Below are 18,905 nucleotides of genomic sequence, written 5' to 3'. Positions count from 1 at the left end.
TCTGGATCACAGAGCAAATTTTCTATTATCGAACGTAAAATTCTATTATCGAACACCGATTTGGCGATACCCAGCCACACAACGAAGTGAGGACATCCCGTGCAGTTCCACCACCACGGCTACGTATCCGGTGACCCCCGGGTCCAGCCGGCCGCCGGCGTCGGCATCGACCGGCCCACTGAGCTTCCCGACGAAATCGACGTTCTCATCGTCGGCTCCGGGCCTGCCGGCATGCTCGCCGCCGCGCAGCTTTCCCAGTTCCCCGGCGTCACCACCCGCATCGTTGAGCGCCGCGGCGGCCGGCTCGCCATCGGCCAGGCCGACGGCATCCAGGCGCGCAGCGTCGAGACCTTCCAGGCCTTCGGCTTCGCCGAGCGCATCATCGCCGAGGCATACCGGATCACCGAGATGGCGTTCTGGAAGCCGGACCCCGCGGACCACTCCCGCATCATCCGTGCCGCCCGCGCCGTCGACGACGAAACAGGCATCAGCGAGTTCCCGCACCTGATCGTCAACCAGGCCCGTGTGCTGGACTACTTCGCCGAGTTCATGGCGAATTCCCCAACCCGCATGGCCCCCGACTACGGCTACGAGTTCAGCAGTCTCAAGGTCACCGGCGAGGGCGAGTACCCCGTCACCGTGACGCTCCTTCACACCGCCGGCCCGAACGAGGGCCACGAACGCGTCATCCGCGCCAAGTACGTCGTGGGTGCGGACGGAGCACGCAGCAAGGTCCGCGAGTCGATCGGCTGCCACCTGGCCGGCGACCAGGCTAACCACGCCTGGGGTGTGATGGACGTCCTCGCCGTCACGGACTTCCCGGACATCCGCACCAAGTGCGCCATCCAGTCCGGCGCCGGCGGCAGCATCCTGCTGATTCCCCGCGAAGGCGGCCACCTTTTCCGCATGTATGTGGACCTCGGCGAGGTTGATCCGAACAGCCATGGCGCCGTCCGCAACACCACCATCGAGCAGATCATCGCTAAGGCCAACGCGATCCTGCACCCGTACACGCTGGACGTCCGAAACGTAGCGTGGCACAGCGTTTACGAGGTGGGCCACCGCTTGACTGACCGGTTCGACGACGTCCTCCCGGAGGAGCGCGGTACGCGCTCGCCGCGCGTGTTCATCACGGGCGACGCCTGCCACACGCACAGCGCGAAGGCGGGCCAGGGCATGAACGTTTCCATGCAGGACGGCTTTAATCTCGGCTGGAAGCTAGGGCACGTCCTCGAGGGCCGCAGCCCGGAATCCCTGCTGGCCACGTACTCGGCCGAGCGCCAGGTGGTGGCGAAGAACCTCATCGACTTCGACAAAGAGTGGTCCACCCTGATGGCCAAAAAGCCCGAGGAGTTCGAAGACCCCACGGAGCTGGAGAACTTCTACGTCAGCACTGCCGAGTTCCCCGCCGGATTCATGACGCAGTATGCGCCCTCCATGGTGGTCGCCGAGGCGAAGCACCAGGACCTGGCCACCGGCTTCTCCGTCGGCAAGCGGTTCAAGTCCGCACCCGTCGTCCGGGTCTGCGACACCAACCCGATGCAGCTGGGCCACCACGCCACAGCGGACGGCCGGTGGCGCATCTACGTCTTCGCAGACGCGGCCTCACCCGGCACGAAAGAGGCGGGCACCGCATCGGCGACCGCGGACTTCGCCGAGTGGATCGCGAACTCGCCCGACTCACCGCTGGCGGCAACGCCGTCGGGCGCCGACGTTGACGCGTGGTTCGATGTGAAGGTTATCTACCAGCAGCCGCATACGGACATCGATATCAACGCTGTCCCGGCCGCCTTCAAGCCGACGGTGGGCCCGTTCCGGCTCACCTACCTTGAGAAGGTCTTTGGCACCGACCCGAAAGCCGACATCTTTGAACAGCGCGGCCTGGACCGCGGCGGCGTTGTGGTGGTGGTCCGGCCGGACCAGTACGTGGCAAACGTCCTGCCCCTGACGGCGACTGCGGAGCTCGCCGCGTTCTTCGCGCCGCTGCTAAAACGGCGTCAGACGGCTGCGGCGGCCTGAACCGCCCGGTACTCGGCGGCGGCGTACACGCCGAGGATCCGCACCTCGGTGGTGAAGAAGTCCAGCTCCTCAAGGGCCAGCTTCAGCGGCAGGTCCTCGGGGTGGCCCTCGACATCGGCCATAAACATCGTGGCGGAGAATTCGTTGCCCACCATGTAGCTCTCGAGCCGGGTCATGTTCACGGCGTTTGTGGCGAAGCCGCCCAGCGCCTTGTAGAGCGCTGACGGTACGTTCCGCACGCGGAAGACGAAGCTGGTCATTGCCGGTCCGGGGAGGGTTTCCCGGGCCGGCAGTTCCTTTTCGCGGGCCAGGATCACAAACCGGGTGGTGTTGGAGGGGTCGTCCTCCACCCGGGAGGCGAGCACCTCCAGCCCGTACAGGACCGCCGCAAGCGGGGGAGCGAGGGAGAGCTTCCTGGGGTCGTTCCACTCCCGGACTTCCCGGGCTGAACCGGCGGTATCACCGGCAATGACCGGACGCAGGCCGGCGTCGCGGATCAGGCGGCGGCACTGGCCCAGGGCGTGGATGTGGCTGTGGACCTCGGTGGCGGCCTCGATGGTGCTGCCCGGGATCCCCATCAGGTCGAAATGGATGGGCAGGAAATACTCGCCCACGATCTGCAGTCCAGAGTGCGGCAGGAGGGTGTGGATGTCCGCCACCCGGCCGGCAATCGAGTTCTCGATCGGGATCATGGCAAGGTCCGCGTCGCCGCTGGACACCACTTCAAAGACGTCCTCGAAGCTGGCGCACGGAACGCTTTCCAGTTCGGGGAACATCTGCTTGCACGCGATATTGGAGTTGGCGCCGGGCTCACCCTGGTACGCAATCTTCTGGGCCATGATCCGTATGGTGTCACGCCCCGCGCCCAGCCTCCCAACTGGGTCGCAGCAGATGTCGTTTTCAGCCCTTGGCTTCATGCGGTGATCGCAACACCTTGATTATTAAGGGGTGTTGATTTCCATGGCGAAGTTCTCGAATCGGTTGGTGGCTGAGGTTGTCCAGAGGTTCTGGCAGCAGGTGGCTGAGGGCGGCGGGTATTACGACGCCGGCGCCGCGGTTGGGTGGTCGGTGACCACTGTCCGGAATGAATTGCGGGCCGTGGGCGGGATCCGGCCCCGCCGTGGCCGCGCCTTGGCGGGACGTTCGCTGACCTTCCGTGAGCGCGAGGAAATCTCCGTGATGCGGGCTCAGGGCGTGGCCGTCCGGGAAATGGCCCGGCGGCTGGGCCGGGCTCCCTCGACCGTGTCACGGGAACTGCGCCGCAACGCAGACCAGCCTTATCTCTACCGGGCGACGACCGCCCATGCCCGCGCCCACGACCGTGCGGGGCGTCCGAAGTTGGCTAAGCTCGTGACTAACGAGAAGCTGCGCGAAAAGGTCCAGGACGGGCTTCAGGGCCGGTCATCCCCGCAGCAGATCGCCGGCCGGCTCCGCAAGGACTATCCCGACGACCCGGAGATGTGGGTGTCACACGAAACGATCTACCAGTCCCTCTATGTGGAGTCACGCGGCGGGCTGAAGCGGGAACTGGCCAAGAACCTGCGCACCGGCCGGACCCTGCGCAAGCCCCAGCGCCGGCCCGATGAACGCCGCGGCCGGATCCAGGACATGGTCATGATCGCGGACCGCCCCGCCGAGGTCGAAGACCGGGCCGTTCCCGGCCACTGGGAAGGCGATCTCATCCTGGGCAAGGACGGCAAGAGCAGTATCGCCACCGTTGTGGAGCGGACCACAGGATTCCTGATGCTGATCCACATCCAGCACGGCGTGAACCGGGTCGAAGCTGTCAGGAACGGGCTGATCGCCAAAATGGGCGCCCTCCCGGACCACTTGCGCCAGTCTCTGACCTGGGACCAGGGCACCGAAATGCGCCGCCACAAGGAAGTGAAGATCGCAGCCGATATTGATATCTACTTCTGCGATCCCCACTCACCCTGGCAGCGCGGTTCGAACGAGAACATGAACGGCCTGCTCCGCCAGTACTTCCCCAAGGGAACCGATCTCAGCGTCCACAGCCAAACCGACCTCGACTACGTCGCCCACCAAATCAACGACAGACCCCGACAACGCTTCGACTACTGCACCCCAAATGAAATGATCAGAACATTCCTGTTGCGATGACCGCCTGAAACCGTCCCCTCAAAACGGCATCTGCTGCTACTTACTTGGGGGTGACGCGGAGCCAGACGTATTCGTGCGGGGCCAGGGTGACGCCGTCCGCGAGGCTGCGCGCTGCGTCCGTGAGAAGGTCGACGGCGGCAGCCGAGAACCCCGAGAACGTCACCGCCGGAAGCTGCTGCGGGCCGTCGCTGAAGTTGGCGAGGACCAGGACTGTGCCGGATTCGCCGGGGCGCTGGTAGCCCAGGACTCCCGGGGCGTTGGTGTGGAAATCGATGAGGCGTGTGCCCGCCAGTTCGGGCGTCTGGGCACGCACGGAAATCATGCGCTTCAGGCCGGCGTAGATGGCACCCTCAGGAGTGGCCGGATCGTGCCGGCGGGCGTATTGCTCCGCCGGATAGTGTGGCCGGTGGACCCAGCGGCTGTCCGACTCGTGCCCGTCCTCCATGGCGTACTGGTAGTCGTTCAGCTGCCCCACCTCGTCGCCGAGGTACAGGAGCGGGATGCCCCCGGTGCTGAACGCGACCGAGTGGGCCAGCAGGATCCTGCCTACCGCGTGGTCAGGATCGTCCTCCAGTCCGCACAGGGAGGCGGTGGTCCCGGAGATGCGGCAGTCGCCGGTGCGCGGATTGTCCTGGAACGGGACGCCCTGGGCAAAGCTGCCGGGGTGCCGGTTGACGTAGAAGGCGTTGAGGAACCGGCGGTGGTCAAAGCCGTTGATCCCCAGCTCTGCCGCGTCCTCGTCGGCGAACGTCCAGCCGATGTCGTCATGGCTGCGGACATAATTCACCCAGGACGTCCCGTCGGCGATGTTGTGCCGCCGCTCAAGCGCCTGTGACAGCAGGGAAACGTTGCGTGTGGCCAGCGATTCCCAGATAAGCGCCATCTGCAGCGGGTTGTAGGAGAGCTGGCACTCGGCCGGATCGATGTAGAGCGCCACCTCGTCCGGGTGCACAATCGCCTCCGATTTGAACAGCAGCGACGGCGCCGCCAGCCGGCACACGGCGTTGAACGCACGCAGCAGGAAGTGGGCCTCGGGCAGGTTCTCGCACGGTGTGCCCAGCTGCTTCCAGATGAAGGCAACGGCGTCCATGCGGAGGATGTCCACGCCCTGGTTGGCCAGGAACAGCATTTCGCCCGCCATGGCGCGGAACACGGCCGGATTGGCGTAGTTCAGGTCCCATTGGTAGGTGTGGAATGTCGCCCACACCCACCGCCCGTCCGTCAGCGGGACAAAGGAGCCGGGATGGTCGTCGGGAAAGATTTCGCGGACTGTCTGTTCGAAGGCGTCGGGCATGGTCCGGTCCGGATAGATCCAGAAGTAGTCGCTGTATTCGGGGTCCCCTTCAGCCGCCCGGCGGGCCCAGTGGTGCTCGTTGGAGGTGTGGTTGAAGATGAAGTCCACCACCAGGGAGATGCCGTTTTCGCGGAGCTCCGATGCCAGGGCCCGCAGCTGTTCCATGGTGCCCAGCTTCGGGTTGACTTCCCGGTAGCTGGAGACGGCGTATCCGCCGTCGGAGAACGGTTCCGGTGCCAGGAACAGCGGCATCAGGTGCAGGTAGGTCAGCCCCAGCTCCTTGAAATAAGGAATCCGGTCGCGGACACCGTCGAGGCTGGCGGCGTACCGGTCCACGTAGCAGACACCGCCGAGCATCCGGTTGGACTGGAACCAGTTGCTGTCGCCCTCACGCTCGGCGTCCAGCGCCTTCAGGCCCGCAGGACGTTCCTGCCAGGAGCGGGCACACTGCAGGACCAGGGCGCCCAGCTGGTCCTGCCAGTCCGCCCGGGACCCGTACAGGGAACGGAACAGTCCGCACAGATCAGGGAAGTGAACGTCCAGCCTTCGAACAAATTCCGGCCAGTCAGGATCCGCGCGCTGGATGCCGTCGTCGGCCTCCAGGACGCTCAGTACTTGCTGCCTGGCAGCCTCATCCACATCGGCGGTTTCACGCATGGAGCCAACCTACCAGCGGCAATGGCCGCCGTCCGCAAACCAGCCCAAAGCGGCCTAATGCCGCCCCCCGGCCAGGTCGCGGGACCCGGCCGGGTCAGCCCAGCGCCAGGCGCATGGACACCTGGTAGCGGTCTGAACGGTACGTCGAGACCGCGTACTCGATGGGGGTTCCCGGCTCCTCGGTCCCGGTGAAGGACCGGCGCTTGAAGAGCAGGACGGGTGCCCCCGGTTCGATGTCCAGCAGTGCGGCCGTATCCTCCGACGCCGCGGCGGCCTCCACCGTCTGCTCCGCCTGCTGGACCGGGAACCCGGAAGCCCCCAAGGCCCGGTAGAGGGAGCCGGTCAGGTCCGAGGAGAGCAGGTCCGGCAGCAGGCTCGGGGGCAGCCAGGACTCGTCCACGCTGACCGGTGCGCCGTTGGCCAGGCGGAGCCGGCGGACCAGGTAGGCAGGCTCGTCCGGAGCCAGCCCCAGGTGCTCGGCGGCCGCCGTCGGTGGCAGGGCCGTGGACACGTTGATAACCCGGGTGCTGGGCTCAAAGCCGGCCTGCCGCATGTCCTCGTTAAAGGAGGCCAGATGCAGGGTGGACCGGACCAGCCCGTGCGAAACGAAGGTCCCTTTGCCCTTGATCCGGACCAGCGCGCCGTCCTGGACCAGGTCCGAGATGGCCCGGCGGACCGTGATCCGCGAGACCCCGAACTGTTCCTCCAGCTGGCGCTCGCCCAGCAGGGCATCGCCGGGCCGCAACGTGCTGGACACCAGGTCCTGGAGTTGCCTTCGTACCCAGACGTGCTTCAGTTCCCCTGCCGTATCCATGTCTCCTATTTTCCAGGAAGATCGAACAGGTGCGCGCCCGCTTCCACGCGCCCGCCGGCGGCCGGGGCCGCGATGGTGTCCGCCGCGGTGTCCAGGACCACCACGGGGCTGCACATGCTGAGGTTCCTCGAGCGGACGAGGGTGACGTCCACAGTGATCATGGGATCGCCGGCGCGGACCTGGTCGCCCTTCTGCGCGATCACCGTGAAGCCCTCGCCCTTCAGGCCCACGGTGTCGATTCCGACGTGGACCAGGACGGCAGGCCCGGACGCGTGCTGGACGATGTAGGCATGCGGCATCACCTTGACCACCTTGCCGTCCAGCGGCGCGACGGCCGTGACCACACCGGCGTCGTCATCCGGGATCACAGCGGCGCCGCCGCCCACGAGCCCTTTGGCGAACACCGGGTCCGGCACTTCACTCAACGGGATGAGCCGGCCGGGCAGCGGCGAGGCGACGCTGATGGCCAGGGCCGGCGCTTCGGTGCCCAGTTGGGGGGTGCTCACGTCGGGGCTGCTCACTTCAGCCGTGCTCACATCAGGTCCTGGATGTCTTCGGCGAGGCTCTCTGCTTCGGGACCCACAACAACCTGGACCACCGTGCCGGACATCATGACGCCGTGGGCGCCGGCAGCCTTCAGCGCGGCCTCGTCCACGCGGGATGCGTCCACCACTTCGGTGCGTAGGCGCGTGATGCAGCCTTCGATCTCTTCGACGTTCCCGGCGCCGCCAAGGGCGGCGAGGATGATTTCTGCTTTGGACATGTCCACTCCCGGTGTTGGTAAGCGGTGAAAGGCGGCGGTTCCAGAAGCCAATTTTCGGCTTGAGGTTGACAACTGAGGCCGCCGCCCTTCACAGTGATGGTTGTCACTGGTTATAACCAGTTAGCTAGACTCTACTGAAACAAGCATCCCCGCACAAGCACCACCTTCTTCGAGACGAGGAACATCATGACCACGGAAAATCCCACAGCGGCCGCCCCCGCACCGGGCAAGACCAAGGGCAATGGCAAAGCGCTGCAGAACATGCAGCGCTTCGGCCGCAGCCTCATGCTGCCCATCGCGGCCCTTCCCGCGGCCGCGCTCCTGCTCCGCCTGGGCCAGGACGACCTGCTGGGCAGGTTCGAATCCCTGACCACCGTCGCCCAGGTCATCGGCGCCGCCGGCGGTGCACTGTTCGAGAACCTGCCGCTGCTCTTCGCCGTCGGCATTTCCTTCGGTTTCGCCAAGAAGGGCGACGGCTCCACGGCCCTCGCCGCCGTCGTCGGCTACCTGGTCCTGACCAACGTCTTCAAGGTGATGGCGCCGCTGGTGCTGGGCGCAGCCGAGGAGGGCGGCAAGGCTCCCGTCATCAACTACGGCGTGCTGGCCGGCATCGTGATGGGCCTGACGACGGCGTTGCTCTGGCAGCGCTTCCACCGCACCACCCTGCCGGACTGGCTGGGATTCTTCGCCGGCCGCCGGCTGGTGCCCATCCTGACGTCCTTCGCCGCGATTGTGATCGGCGTGCTCCTGGCCCTGATCTATCCGTACTTCAACACCGGCCTGACCGCCGTCGGCAACGCCGTGGCGGACAACACCGTCGTGGGCAGCGGCGTGTACGGCACCCTGAACCGGCTGCTGATCCCGCTGGGGCTGCACCACATCCTGAACTCCGTTGTGTGGTTCATCCTTGGTGACTACAACGGCGTCCACGGCGATCTGAACCGGTTCTTCGCCGGCGACCCTTCCGCCGGCGTCTTTATGACCGGCTTCTTCCCCATCATGATGTTCGCCCTGCCCGCCGCCGCCCTGGCCATCTGGCAGGAAGCCAAGCCGTCGCAGCGGAAGATCGTGGGCGGCGTGATGCTCTCCACCGGCCTCACTGCGTTCCTCACGGGCATCACCGAACCGCTCGAATTCTCCTTTATGTTCGTGGCCTGGCCGCTGTACATCGTGCACGCGTTCCTGACCGGAACGTCCATGATGCTGGTCAACTTCCTGGGCATCCACCACGGGTTCGGGTTCTCCGCCGGGGCCATCGACTACGTCCTGAACTTTGGCATCGCGCAGAACCCGCTCTGGCTGATCCCCATCGGGCTGGTCTACGCCGCCATCTACTACGTGGTGTTCCGCTTTGTGATCCGCCGCTGGAACCTGCGCACCATGGGCCGCGAGGATGAAACGGACGAGAACGGCTCCATGGCCAAAGCCGATGCAAGCTGAGCGTCCGGTGGACCTGGTAAACGAAGGCGACGGCGGCGTGGTGGGGCTGCGGGGCCGCCTCGTCACCGGCCTCCCCGGCGATCCGGTGATTGACGACGGCACCGTGGTGATGGCCGGCGGAACCATCCAGTGGTGCGGCCCGACGTCGGACCTGCCGGAAACTTTCGACGCCGGGATCCGGCAGGTGCCACTCATCCTGCCCGGGCTCGTGGACGTGCACTGCCACGGCGCCGGAGGGGACACCTTCTCCGCGGACGCCGAGGGGGCCCGCCTGGCCGCCGCCCATCACGCGGCTGAAGGCACGACGTCGGTCCTCGCCTCGCTCGTGTCGGCGCCGTCGAAGGTGCTGCTGGAGCAGATCGCGGTGCTGCGGGACCTGGTGGCGGACGGCACGCTGGCGGGCCTGCACCTGGAGGGGCCGTTCATCACCAAAAGCATGTGCGGCGCGCAGGACCCTGCCGCCATTATCGACGGCGATCCGGCGCTCCTGAAGCAATGGCTGGAGGCCGGACGCGGGACGGTGCGGTCACTGACCCTGGCCCCGGAAACCCCCCATTTTGCGGAGCTGGTACAGCTGTGCCGGGACTACGGCGTGGTGCCTTCGCTGGGCCACACTAATGCCACCGCGGCGCAGACCCGGGACGTCCTGGGCGCTGCCGACGGGGAGGGCGCCGGCGCAGGGGACGCGGGCTCGTGGTCGGCAACGCACCTGTTCAACCGGATGCCAGCGCTGGGCCACCGGGCTGCCGGGCCGGTCGCGGTGATGCTGCAGGCCGCCGAGCAGTCACCCGGGCACATGGTCCTGGAGCTGATTGCCGATGGCGTGCACCTGGACCCGGAAATCGTCCGGATGGTCTTCAACCTCGTGGGCTCCCGCTCCATTGCCCTCATCACGGATGCGATGGCGGCGGCGGGTATGTCCGACGGGCACTACACCCTCGGCAGCCTGGACGTGCTGGTCCACGACCGGGTGGCCAGGCTGGCCCCCGCGCGAGGTGCCCACGCGGCGGAAGGGGATGAGCCCGGCGCGATCGCGGGGGCCACGAGCTTCCTGCTGGAGAACCTGCGCCGCTGCGTCGAATGGGGGATCCCGCTCGCCGACGCCGTGGCCGCCGCTTCCTCCACCCCGGCCCGGCTGATGGGGCTCGACCGGGGCCCCACCCGGGTCGGCGCCATCGCCGCGGGATACCGCGCGGACGTGCTGGCGGCCACCGAAGAACTTGAACTCGTGCAGGCCTACCGTGCCGGCACACCACAAACGCAGGAAAGGAATGACCGTGCAGATAGTTCTGTGTGAGTCCGTCGACCATGTAGGAGCCCGGGCGGCGGACATTATCGAGGCCAGGGTCCGGCAGGGTCCGGCCGTCCTGGGCCTTGCCACCGGAGGGTCCCCGAGCTCCACCTACCAGGAGCTCATCCGGCGGCATCGCGAGGAGCAGCTCAGCTTCAGCCAGGTCACCGGCTTTACGTTGGACGAGTATGCGGGCCTGCCGAAGGAACACGAACAGTCGTACTACTCCACCATCCGGCGCGAGTTCGTCGACCATGTGGACCTGCCCCTGGAGAGGCTCTTTACCCCGCAGGGGGACGCGGCCGACCTGGTTGCCGAAGCAGAGCGCTACGACGCAGCGATCGCGGCAGCCGGGGGAGTGGACATCCAGATCCTGGGCATCGGGGCCAACGGGCACATCGGGTTCAACGAGCCGACGTCGTCACTTGCTTCGCGGACCCGGGTGAAGACCCTGGCGGGGGCCACCCGCACGGACAACGCCCGTTTCTTCCCTGACGGCGACGTCCCCCGGCTCTGCCTGACCCAGGGGCTGGGGACCATCCGCGAGGCGAAGCTGGCAGTGCTGGTGGCCATGGGGGAGAACAAGGCCGCCGCCGTCCAGGCGATGGTGGAGGGTCCGGTCAGCGCCAACTGCCCGGCCTCGGTGCTGCAGCTTCACCGCCGGGCCGTGATCCTGCTGGATCCTGCGGCAGCATCCCGGCTGTCCATGCTCGACTACTACCGCGAAGCCCAGGAGTTCAACGACCAGCTGGGACAGACCCCCACGAGGCCGTGGCTGCAGGAGCCCGCGCTCCAGCAGGGCTGAGCCGCTGCGGCGGCCGGACTCAGGCGAGCACCACGGCGGGCCGGGGCATGACGTGTCCCGGCCCGCCGCCGTCGGGAATCAGCCCAGGAGCCAGGCCGCGCCCAGGAGCAGCGGGACCGCAAGGACCGACGTGATGACGGCCGTTGATTGCGCGAGGTTTTGCCCCACGCCGTACCGGACCGCGTAGAGGACCACGTTCTGGCCGGTGGGTAGGATTGCGCAGGCCGTGACAACGAACGTGCTGAAGTCGTCGAGGTGGAAAACAAACACGGCCAGGGCCCAGGCAAGGGCGGGCTGGACTCCCGATTTGAGGATGACAGCCAGCAGCGTGGGGGCGCGGTCGCCGGTCCCTTGGCGCGGCGAAAGCCCATGGAGTGACATGCCAAAAATGATCAGCATCAGCGGCACGGTCAGCTGGGCCACGAGGACCAGGGGATCCAATGCCAGCGCGGGCAGTTCGATCCCGGCGGCGCTGACGATGATCCCGAGAATCGCGGCCACCGTGACGGGGTTGCGGAAGGGGGTGGCGAGGATACGCCGCACCGACGCCTTTTTCCCCGCAGGGTCCGTAAGATCCAGGATGGTCAGCGCCACCGGGGTAAGGATGGCCAGCTGGAACAGCATGATCGGCGTGACGAAAGTGGCGCTGCCGAGGACGTAGAGCGACAGCGGAACCCCGAGGTTGGTGGAATTCACGATTCCCGTGGCCAGTGCTCCGATGGTGGTCCGCCGGACACCCCACCGGCAGATTGCCCCGGTGATGGCGAACAGGGCCATGACGGACACGGCGGTGATCAGCGCGATCAGCCCTGTCTGGCTGAGGACTTCGGAGATGTGGCGGGTCGCGATGATGGAAAACATTAGGCTCGGCAGCCCCACCATGAAGGTGAGCGTGGAGAGCACCTTTGTCCCGTGCGGTCCCAGGGCGTTGGTCCTCGCCAGGAGATAGCCGATGAGCAGGACCACGCCCACCACAAAGAATCCCTTTAAGACTCCGTCCAAGCCGCTTTCCTCATTTCTGTCGCTAAGTGCCCCGCGCAAGTCTTCCATGCGCGGGGCCCTCCGCCGGCTTTACGAGGAACCCAGCGCCTCAGCCGTTGATGGCCTGCGGGACGCCAAGGGCCTTCAGGCCTTCGACGCCGAATTCGAGGCCGTAGCCGGACTGCTTGGCTCCGCCGAAGGGGACTCGGGGGTCCACGGCGCCGTGCTTGTTGATCCAGACGGTGCCGGCTTCGAGCCGGGCGGCGACTTTGCGGGCTTCGGCGAGGTTGGGGGACCAGACGGATGCGCCGAGTCCTACGTCGAGCCCGTTGGCCATGCTGATGGCTTCGTCCACGGTGCTGTAGCGGATGATCGGCAGGGCGGGGCCGAACTGTTCCTCGGTGACCAGGGGGTTGTTGTTGTCGATGTCGGCCACGAGGGTGGTGGGGTAGAAATGGCCTGGCTGGCCGGTGTCCGGGTCGCCGCCGAGGAGGATCCGGGCGCCGGAGTCGCGGGCGGCTTCCACAAGGCTTGCCACAATGTCGTACTGCGCCCTGTTTTGCAGCGGGCCGAGGACGTTGTTTTCGTCCAGTCCCACGCCCATCGGCATCGCGGCGGCGACCTTGGTGAGTTCCTCGCAGACGGCGTCATAGATGTCGTCGTGGACGTAGAGGCGCTTCAGGGCGGCGCAGGTCTGTCCGGTGTTGATGAAGGCGCCCCAGAACAGGCCCTCGGCGATGGCTGCGGGATCGGCGTCGGGCAGGACGATGCCGGCGTCGTTGCCGCCGAGCTCAAGGGTGAGCCGTTTGATGGTGTCCGCGGAGGATTTGATGATGGCTTTTCCGGTGGCGGTGGAGCCGGTGAACATGACTTTGCCGATGGCGGGGTGTTCGGAGAGGCGTGCGCCTACCTCGCGGCCGCCGGAAACGACGGTCAGGAGGCCTTCGGGCAGTTCCTCGTTGATGACCTTGACCAGGGCAAGGACGGACAGCGGGGTGTATTCGGAGGGTTTGACGACGACGGCGTTGCCCATCCGGAGGGCCGGGGCGATCTGCCAGATGGTGATCATCATTGGCCAGTTCCAGGGGCCGATGGCACCGACGACGCCGATGGGCCGGTAGTGCAGTTCGGCGTACGTTTCGCCGTCGTCCACCACCGTTTCAGGTTCCAGCGGGGTGCCGGCGGTGGCCCGCAGCCAGGCGGCGCAGGCGCCCACTTCGAACCGGGCGTTCGGGCCGTTCAGGGGTTTGCCCTGCTCGCGGGAGAGCAGCCGGGCGAGTTCTTCGGCGGAGCGTTCGACGGCGTCGGCGGCCTTGAGGAGCGCGGCGGACCGGGCGCCGTGGCCGAGGGCGGCCCAGGCCGGCTGCGCCGCAGAGGCAGTTTTGATGGCGGTTTCGAGGTCCTCGACGGTGTGAACCGGGGCTTCGCCGACAAGGCTGCCGGTGGCGGGGTCAAGGATGGTCCGGGTTTCGCCGGAGGCCGGGGTGATCGAGGCCAGCAGGGCGTCGTAGGTTTCCATGGGGTACTCCACTTCGAGTAGGCAATGCGCACCGGCCGGCGTGGCCTGAGGCTATGCCTTGAGTCTGCCCCGCTGCCTCCGGGCCGTCTTGTGTATCAGCGAACGGCGGTTGACCTGAGGCGAACAGTCAAGCTGTCCGTTGGCGTAACAAACGGAGAGATGCCTCGGCACTTGTTGCCCTGCAGGCAATACTTGATGTTCAATGGTCACATTGTGAGTTGGATCACCCGGTCCCGGCTCGATGACGATCAGGCCCAGCGGCCCAGGAGCGGACCATGAAAATACTTTGCGAGGCCGACGTGCAGGCAGCTGCCACGACGGTGATTGATGCCTTCGCCGCCGCGGACTTCGAAGCCTACTTCGGATGCTTCGCGGAGGATGCCACCTTCGTGTTCCACAGCGAACCTTCCCGGATTGGCTGGAGGAATACCGAAATCTCTGGCGCGGCTGGCAGGAAGCCGGCTGGCGGGTCATCGAGTGCCACAGCTCGGGCCAGGCCATCCAGGTGGCGGGTACCGGTGCCGTCTTCAGCCATGATGTGCGGACGGTAGTGGAGGTGGCGGGAGTCAGGGATGTACTCCATGAACGTGAATCCATCATCTTTTCCAGTACCCCGGACGGCGGGATCCTGGCCATCCACGAACACCTCTCACCAGCCTCCGTTTCCTAAGCAAAGGCATTCCTCATGACAATCAACTCCGACGTGCCGGCAGCGACAGAGGTCGAAAAGCACGGTATTGAGCCCATCCCGGCGGAGGACCGAAGTGCCCGGCCTCTGGACCTGTTCCGGCTGGTGTTCGGTGGCGCCAACACGTTTGCCACCGTGGTGCTGGGCTCATTCCCTATTCTTTTTGGGCTCTCCTTCAAAGACGCGCTCCTGGCCACGCTTCTGGGGGTGGTGGCAGGCGGGCTGGTCCTGGCGCCGATGGCAGTTTTCGGCCCCACCAACGGGATGAACAACGCCGTGTCATCCTCCGGCCATCTTGGTGTCCACGGCCGGGTGGTGGGCTCGTTTCTGTCCCTGCTGACGGCTTTCGCCTTCTTCTCCATCTCCGTCTGGAGCTCCGGCGATGCCCTGGTTGGAGGGGCCAACCGGCTGATCGGCGTACCGCAGAACCCGGTCACCCTCAGCATCGCCTACGGCGTGTTTGCCCTCCTGATTCTAACGGTCTGCATCTACGGATTCCGGTTTATGCTCCTGGTCAACAAGATCGCGGTGGTGGCGGCATCGCTGCTGTTCCTGCTCGGCATCTTCGCCTTTGCCGGAGCCTTCGATCCCTCCTACGCAGGCATGTTCGGCCCCGCCGCGGACGCCGCCACAAACGCCCTGTTCTGGCCGTCGTTCATCGGTTCTGCGTTGATCGTGATGTCCAACCCCGTCTCGTTCGGCGCCTTCCTGGGAGACTGGTCCCGCTACATTCCCGCTGAGACGCCGAAGATCAGGGTCATGGCTGCTACCTTCTTTGCCCAGATCGCCACGCTCATTCCGTTCGGCTTCGGACTGGTGACCGCCACCATCATCGCCACCGAGGCACCGGCCTTCTTTGAGAGCTCTGACTATGTGGGCGGTCTGCTGGCTGTTTCCCCGGCCTGGTATTTCCTGCCAGTCTGCCTCATTGCCCTGATCGGTGGCATGTCCACCGGGACCACGGCGCTGTATGGCACGGGGCTGGACTTCTCCAGCGTTTTCCCCCGGTTTTCGCGGGTCCAGGCAACCATCTTCATCGGCGCCATCGCCATCGTCTTCATCTTTGTGGGCAAGTTCGCCTTCAACGTGGTGCAGAGCATCTCCACGTTCGCCGTCCTGATCATCACGTGCACCGCACCGTGGATGATCATCATGATGATCGGCTACGTTGTCCGCCGGGGCTGGTATCACGCCGATTCCCTGCAGGTCTTCAACCGCCGGCAGTCCGGCGGCAAATACTGGTTCAACCATGGCTGGAACTGGAGGGCCATGGGAGTCTGGATCCTTGCGGCGGTGATGGGGATCCTCTTTGTCAACATCCCCGGCCAATTCACGGGATCGCTGGGTGATCTCGCTGCAGGCGTGGACCTCAGCATCCCCGTTTCCATCGGCCTGGCTGCTGTCCTGTACCCCCTGGTGCTCTGGCTCTTTCCGGAGCCTGCAGACGCATTCGGACCAGCCGGCCCGAGGTTCGTCAGGGCTGCAGCTGCCAGGAACGTCCCGATTACTTCTGAAGAACCCGCTGAACAGGTTCCGGCCGGGATCAGCTGATCCTCCGTTCCGGCACACGGTCCCCACACACAACGGTCCCCACGGCCGGTCACCGCAGACATGCGGTGACCGGCCTTCGGCGTTTCAGGGGTTGTCCATTGTCGGAAGACGGTCACTGCACTCACACACAACAACTGATCGCTCCAGGACAAGGCAAAGGCCGTGTCCGCTGCCATGCTGGATTCATCGGCGCCTGCCCTCTCGCGGAGCGCCCTCTCCCCAACGCTCATGACCGTTAAGAAGGATCCAATGAGTATTTCGAATTCCGAGTCCCGGACCACTGAAGCCGCTCCGCGCACGGAGCACTCCACCGCCCTCCGCGCCGGCAGCATCGGCGTGATGGGCATCCTGTTCTTTGTCCTGTCCGCCCAGGCGCCCCTCACCGGGATCGTCGGAGCTTCGCCCCTCGCGGCCGCACTCGGCAACGGCGCCGGTGCCCCGGGCGCGTACCTGATTGTCGGCATCGTGATCGTGATCTTCGCGGTGGGATTTGTCGCGATGAGCCGGAAGATCCAGGCCAACGGCGCCTTCTACGCCTACGTCACCGCCGCCTTCGGGCGCAGGATCGGGGCTGGCGCGGCCTGGCTGGCGCTGCTGGCCTACAGCACGGTCCAGGCCGCCATGTACGGGCTCTACGGCGCCGCTTTCTCCGGGCTCTTGGCCTCCATCGGGCTGGACGTTCCGTGGTGGCTGTTTGCCCTGGTCACCATGGCCGGCGTCCAGGTGCTGGGGTCGCTGAACATCGAACTCGGCGCCCGGGTGCTGGCCCTGCTGGTGGGGCTGGAAGTTGCCGTCCTGCTGATGTTCGGCTTCACCGTCCTGTTCCGCGGCGGCGGTCCGGAAGGTCTCAGTCTTGCCGCATCCTTCTCGCCGGAAGCCATTGCCACCGGTGCCCCCGGCGTGGCCATTATGTTCGCGGTGGCCTCCATGTTCGGCTTCGAATCCACGGCGATCTACTCCGCCGAGGCCAAGGACGCCCACAGGACGGTGGCCCGGGCGACCTATCTTTCCGTGGGCGTTATCTCCGTGTTTTTCTCCTTCATTTCGTGGATGCTGGTCAGCTACTACGGCCCGTCCCAGGTCATTGACGCCGCCGGCGCCGCCCTGGAATCCGGCGACTCCACCGCCTTTGTGCTCACGCCCATGGTGGAACTGTTCGGACCCTGGGCAGGAATCACCACCGGCATCCTGCTGGTCACCTCCCTGCTCGCCGGGATCATCGCCTTCCACAACGGCATCAACCGCTACCTCCACTCGCTGGCACTGCGCGGTTCCCTGCCCGCAATCGTTGCCCGGACCAACCGGCACCGTGCGCCCGCCGCGGCTGCCTGGATCCAGAGTGCCACCGCCGTCGTACTCGTAGTCCCCTTCGCAGTGCTGGCGCTGGACCCCGTCCTGACTCTGTTCTCGTGGTTCAGCGGGCTGGCCGTCGCGGCACTCCTGGTGCTGTACATGCTGTGCTCCATCGCCGTCGTCGGCTTCTTCCGCCGGGAACGGATCAACGGGCAGCTCTGGCAGACCCTCCTCGCGCCGGCGCTAGCGTCCGTACTTCTGGCCTGGGTCCTTTACCTGGTGGTCAGCAACTTCACGTCCCTGATCGGCGGCAGCGCCGAGACCGCAGTTGCCCTGCTCGTGGCAGTCCCGGTGGTGTTCGCTGCCGGTGTGCTGGTGGAGCGTCAGGTGGAGCGCCGCCGCGGGCTTGCCGCCCTGGGGCACGCCGCCAACTAGGCGCGGCCTCCGGCAACCGACGGGGGAGCGCAAAGGCCCGGCGCGGAATCAATCCGCGCCGGGCCATTGCTGTTCCTGCCGACCTTCCGGAAATGCCCGATGGCGGGTGGTCGCCGGCGCGTCCGCTGAGCGGTCAGGCGCCGCGGCGCCAGTCGCTGGGGGAGACGCCGAAGGCGTCACGGAAGGTGCGGCTGAAGTGCGCTGCGTCGAGGAACCCCCAGCGGGCGGCGACAGCGCCTACCGGCTTGCCGGCATGCAGCGGATCCCGCAGCTCGCGGCGTGCGCCGTCCAGCCGCTGGGACCGGATCCACGTGGCCACCGTGGTGCCCGACTCGTGGAAGACATTGTGCAGGTGCCGCGTCGAGATGAAGTGCGCCGCGGCAATGCTGGCCGGTGACAGCTGGGGATCGGAGAGATTGGCTTCGATGTATTCGCGCACCGACACGGCCAGGAGGGTCTGTGGCTTCATCCGGTCCGGGGCGATGTCCATTTCCGCGTGCAGCAGGGTGGACACCAGGTCCAGGGCGTTCGTTGCCAGCCGTGAGCCGCTGGGGCCGCTCAGGACCTCAAGGTTTTCGGACAGCTGCCGGATGAACTGCCCCACGATCCCGCTCAGGCCCGTGCTGCCGGCCATCCGTACTGCCGCGAGCTGGCCCACGTAGTCCGTGGGCAGCGAGAGGGCGTCGCAGGGGAACATCACCACCATCATCCGCGCCTCTTCCTCGAACGCGAGGGTGTAGGGGCGGTTGGTGTCGTAGATGGCCAGATCCCCGGGCCGCAGCAGGGCCTCGCGGTTGTCCTGGATCAGGAGCCCGGTGCCCTCCAGTTGGAGGTTGAGTTTGAAGTAGCGTTCGCTGGCCTGGGCAATCAGGGCAGGGGTGCGGTGGACCTCGTGGGAGGTGGCGGTTACTTCGACGACGGACATCCGGTCCAGCACCCGCGACCGCAGCTGCCCGCGGAAGCCGTCAACGTCTGCTGTCCGGGCGGCGAGCGGCACGAAGGACTCCGCCACGAGGTGTTTCCAGTGGTCAAACGTCAGCGCAACGCTGGATTTGAGGTTCTGGCTGGCGGGCTGGACTGCAGCTGGCATGGATGGTCCTGACGACGGATGGCCGCATAACGCGGGTTCCCCGGGGCTGTGTCCTGGGACACAGTTCACTCAGGTTAGCGCCGGATGCCATCTTTTTTCAACAGTTGGCGAAAAAAGACTTCCGATGTGGGGTCTGCCGTCCGT

General features: G+C 66.2%; 16 protein-coding genes. 8 read left to right on the top strand and 8 right to left on the bottom strand.

Annotated features, from left to right (window positions below; all coding sequences use genetic code 11):
- The first annotated feature begins 99 nt into the window (after nucleotides 1-99).
- Nucleotides 100-2,019, top strand: coding sequence for an FAD-binding monooxygenase (locus tag ABV518_RS17395; RefSeq protein ID WP_367769317.1), 1,920 nt, complete (start codon nucleotides 100-102; stop codon nucleotides 2,017-2,019).
- On the opposite strand, the gene ABV518_RS17390 is transcribed toward ABV518_RS17395, so the two are convergent.
- Nucleotides 1,998-2,858, bottom strand: coding sequence for a prephenate dehydratase (locus ABV518_RS17390; RefSeq protein ID WP_367769314.1), 861 nt, complete (start codon nucleotides 2,856-2,858; stop codon nucleotides 1,998-2,000). The two genes, ABV518_RS17395 and ABV518_RS17390, sit on opposite strands and share 22 nt — an antisense overlap.
- 145 nt (nucleotides 2,859-3,003) lie before the next feature.
- Here ABV518_RS17390 and ABV518_RS17385 point away from each other — a divergent pair, with 145 nt between their 5' ends.
- A complete protein-coding gene (locus ABV518_RS17385; protein ID WP_367769310.1) occupies nucleotides 3,004-4,140 on the top strand; it encodes an IS30 family transposase in 1,137 nt (378 codons plus the stop codon).
- A gap of 40 nt (nucleotides 4,141-4,180) precedes the next feature.
- Here ABV518_RS17385 and ABV518_RS17380 read toward each other — a convergent pair whose 3' ends face one another.
- The 4 genes from ABV518_RS17380 to ABV518_RS17365 all read right to left on the bottom strand — a co-directional run bounded on the left by ABV518_RS17380 (nucleotide 4,181) and on the right by ABV518_RS17365 (nucleotide 7,668).
- The gene (locus ABV518_RS17380; protein ID WP_367769308.1) at nucleotides 4,181-6,091 is read right to left on the bottom strand and encodes an alpha-amylase family glycosyl hydrolase; all 1,911 of its coding nucleotides are present in this window, start codon (nucleotides 6,089-6,091) and stop codon (nucleotides 4,181-4,183) included.
- Between the two features lie 94 nt (nucleotides 6,092-6,185).
- The gene (locus tag ABV518_RS17375; RefSeq protein WP_367769305.1) at nucleotides 6,186-6,905 is read right to left on the bottom strand and encodes a GntR family transcriptional regulator; all 720 of its coding nucleotides are present in this window, start codon (nucleotides 6,903-6,905) and stop codon (nucleotides 6,186-6,188) included.
- 5 nt (nucleotides 6,906-6,910) lie between these two features.
- The gene (locus ABV518_RS17370) at nucleotides 6,911-7,411 is read right to left on the bottom strand and encodes a PTS glucose transporter subunit IIA (RefSeq protein WP_367769302.1); all 501 of its coding nucleotides are present in this window, start codon (nucleotides 7,409-7,411) and stop codon (nucleotides 6,911-6,913) included.
- A gap of 26 nt (nucleotides 7,412-7,437) precedes the next feature.
- Nucleotides 7,438-7,668: a glucose PTS transporter subunit EIIB gene (locus tag ABV518_RS17365; protein WP_131134548.1), complete on the bottom strand. Its 231-nt coding sequence runs from the start codon at nucleotides 7,666-7,668 to the stop codon at nucleotides 7,438-7,440.
- Between the two features lie 186 nt (nucleotides 7,669-7,854).
- Between ABV518_RS17365 and ABV518_RS17360 the strand changes: the two genes are divergently transcribed.
- The 3 genes from ABV518_RS17360 to nagB are packed head-to-tail and all read left to right on the top strand — an operon-like array spanning nucleotide 7,855 to nucleotide 11,204.
- Nucleotides 7,855-9,108 (top strand): PTS transporter subunit EIIC, encoded by a 1,254-nt coding sequence (locus tag ABV518_RS17360; protein ID WP_367769297.1) that lies wholly within the window; start codon nucleotides 7,855-7,857, stop codon nucleotides 9,106-9,108.
- On the top strand, nucleotides 9,098-10,405 hold the full coding sequence (locus ABV518_RS17355; protein ID WP_367769293.1) for an N-acetylglucosamine-6-phosphate deacetylase: 1,308 nt from the start codon (nucleotides 9,098-9,100) through the stop codon (nucleotides 10,403-10,405). Before ABV518_RS17360 ends, ABV518_RS17355 begins: the two co-directional genes overlap by 11 nt.
- Nucleotides 10,386-11,204 (top strand): glucosamine-6-phosphate deaminase, encoded by an 819-nt coding sequence (gene nagB / locus ABV518_RS17350; protein ID WP_367769289.1) that lies wholly within the window; start codon nucleotides 10,386-10,388, stop codon nucleotides 11,202-11,204. The genes ABV518_RS17355 and nagB overlap by 20 nt, the downstream gene beginning before the upstream one ends.
- Nucleotides 11,205-11,282: 78 nt before the next feature.
- Here nagB and ABV518_RS17345 read toward each other — a convergent pair whose 3' ends face one another.
- Together ABV518_RS17345 and ABV518_RS17340 are read right to left on the bottom strand one after the other, a co-directional pair.
- Nucleotides 11,283-12,206: an AEC family transporter gene (locus ABV518_RS17345; RefSeq protein ID WP_367769285.1), complete on the bottom strand. Its 924-nt coding sequence runs from the start codon at nucleotides 12,204-12,206 to the stop codon at nucleotides 11,283-11,285.
- Nucleotides 12,207-12,294: 88 nt separating this feature from the next.
- The gene (locus ABV518_RS17340; RefSeq protein WP_367769282.1) at nucleotides 12,295-13,704 is read right to left on the bottom strand and encodes an aldehyde dehydrogenase family protein; all 1,410 of its coding nucleotides are present in this window, start codon (nucleotides 13,702-13,704) and stop codon (nucleotides 12,295-12,297) included.
- A 364-nt stretch (nucleotides 13,705-14,068) separates the two neighbouring features.
- Between ABV518_RS17340 and ABV518_RS17335 the strand changes: the two genes are divergently transcribed.
- From ABV518_RS17335 to ABV518_RS17325, 3 genes are all read left to right on the top strand, one after another.
- The gene (locus ABV518_RS17335) at nucleotides 14,069-14,374 is read left to right on the top strand and encodes a hypothetical protein (protein ID WP_367769279.1); all 306 of its coding nucleotides are present in this window, start codon (nucleotides 14,069-14,071) and stop codon (nucleotides 14,372-14,374) included.
- Between the two features lie 15 nt (nucleotides 14,375-14,389).
- Nucleotides 14,390-15,943, top strand: a complete 1,554-nt coding sequence (locus ABV518_RS17330) for a cytosine permease (RefSeq protein WP_367769277.1) — start codon at nucleotides 14,390-14,392, stop codon at nucleotides 15,941-15,943.
- Nucleotides 15,944-16,192: 249 nt separating this feature from the next.
- The gene (locus ABV518_RS17325) at nucleotides 16,193-17,671 is read left to right on the top strand and encodes an APC family permease (RefSeq protein ID WP_367769274.1); all 1,479 of its coding nucleotides are present in this window, start codon (nucleotides 16,193-16,195) and stop codon (nucleotides 17,669-17,671) included.
- A gap of 133 nt (nucleotides 17,672-17,804) precedes the next feature.
- On the opposite strand, the gene ABV518_RS17320 is transcribed toward ABV518_RS17325, so the two are convergent.
- Nucleotides 17,805-18,761 carry a helix-turn-helix domain-containing protein gene (locus tag ABV518_RS17320; protein WP_367769271.1) on the bottom strand — a complete coding sequence of 319 codons (957 nt, stop codon included), beginning with the start codon at nucleotides 18,759-18,761 and terminating at the stop codon, nucleotides 17,805-17,807.
- Between the last annotated feature and the right edge of the window lie 144 nt (nucleotides 18,762-18,905).

Source organism: Arthrobacter sp. HS15c, assembly GCF_040812005.1.
Classification (GTDB): domain Bacteria; phylum Actinomycetota; class Actinomycetes; order Actinomycetales; family Micrococcaceae; genus Arthrobacter.
Note: the sequence above shows the minus strand (reverse complement) of the source record. Positions and strands in the feature narration are given on the sequence as shown.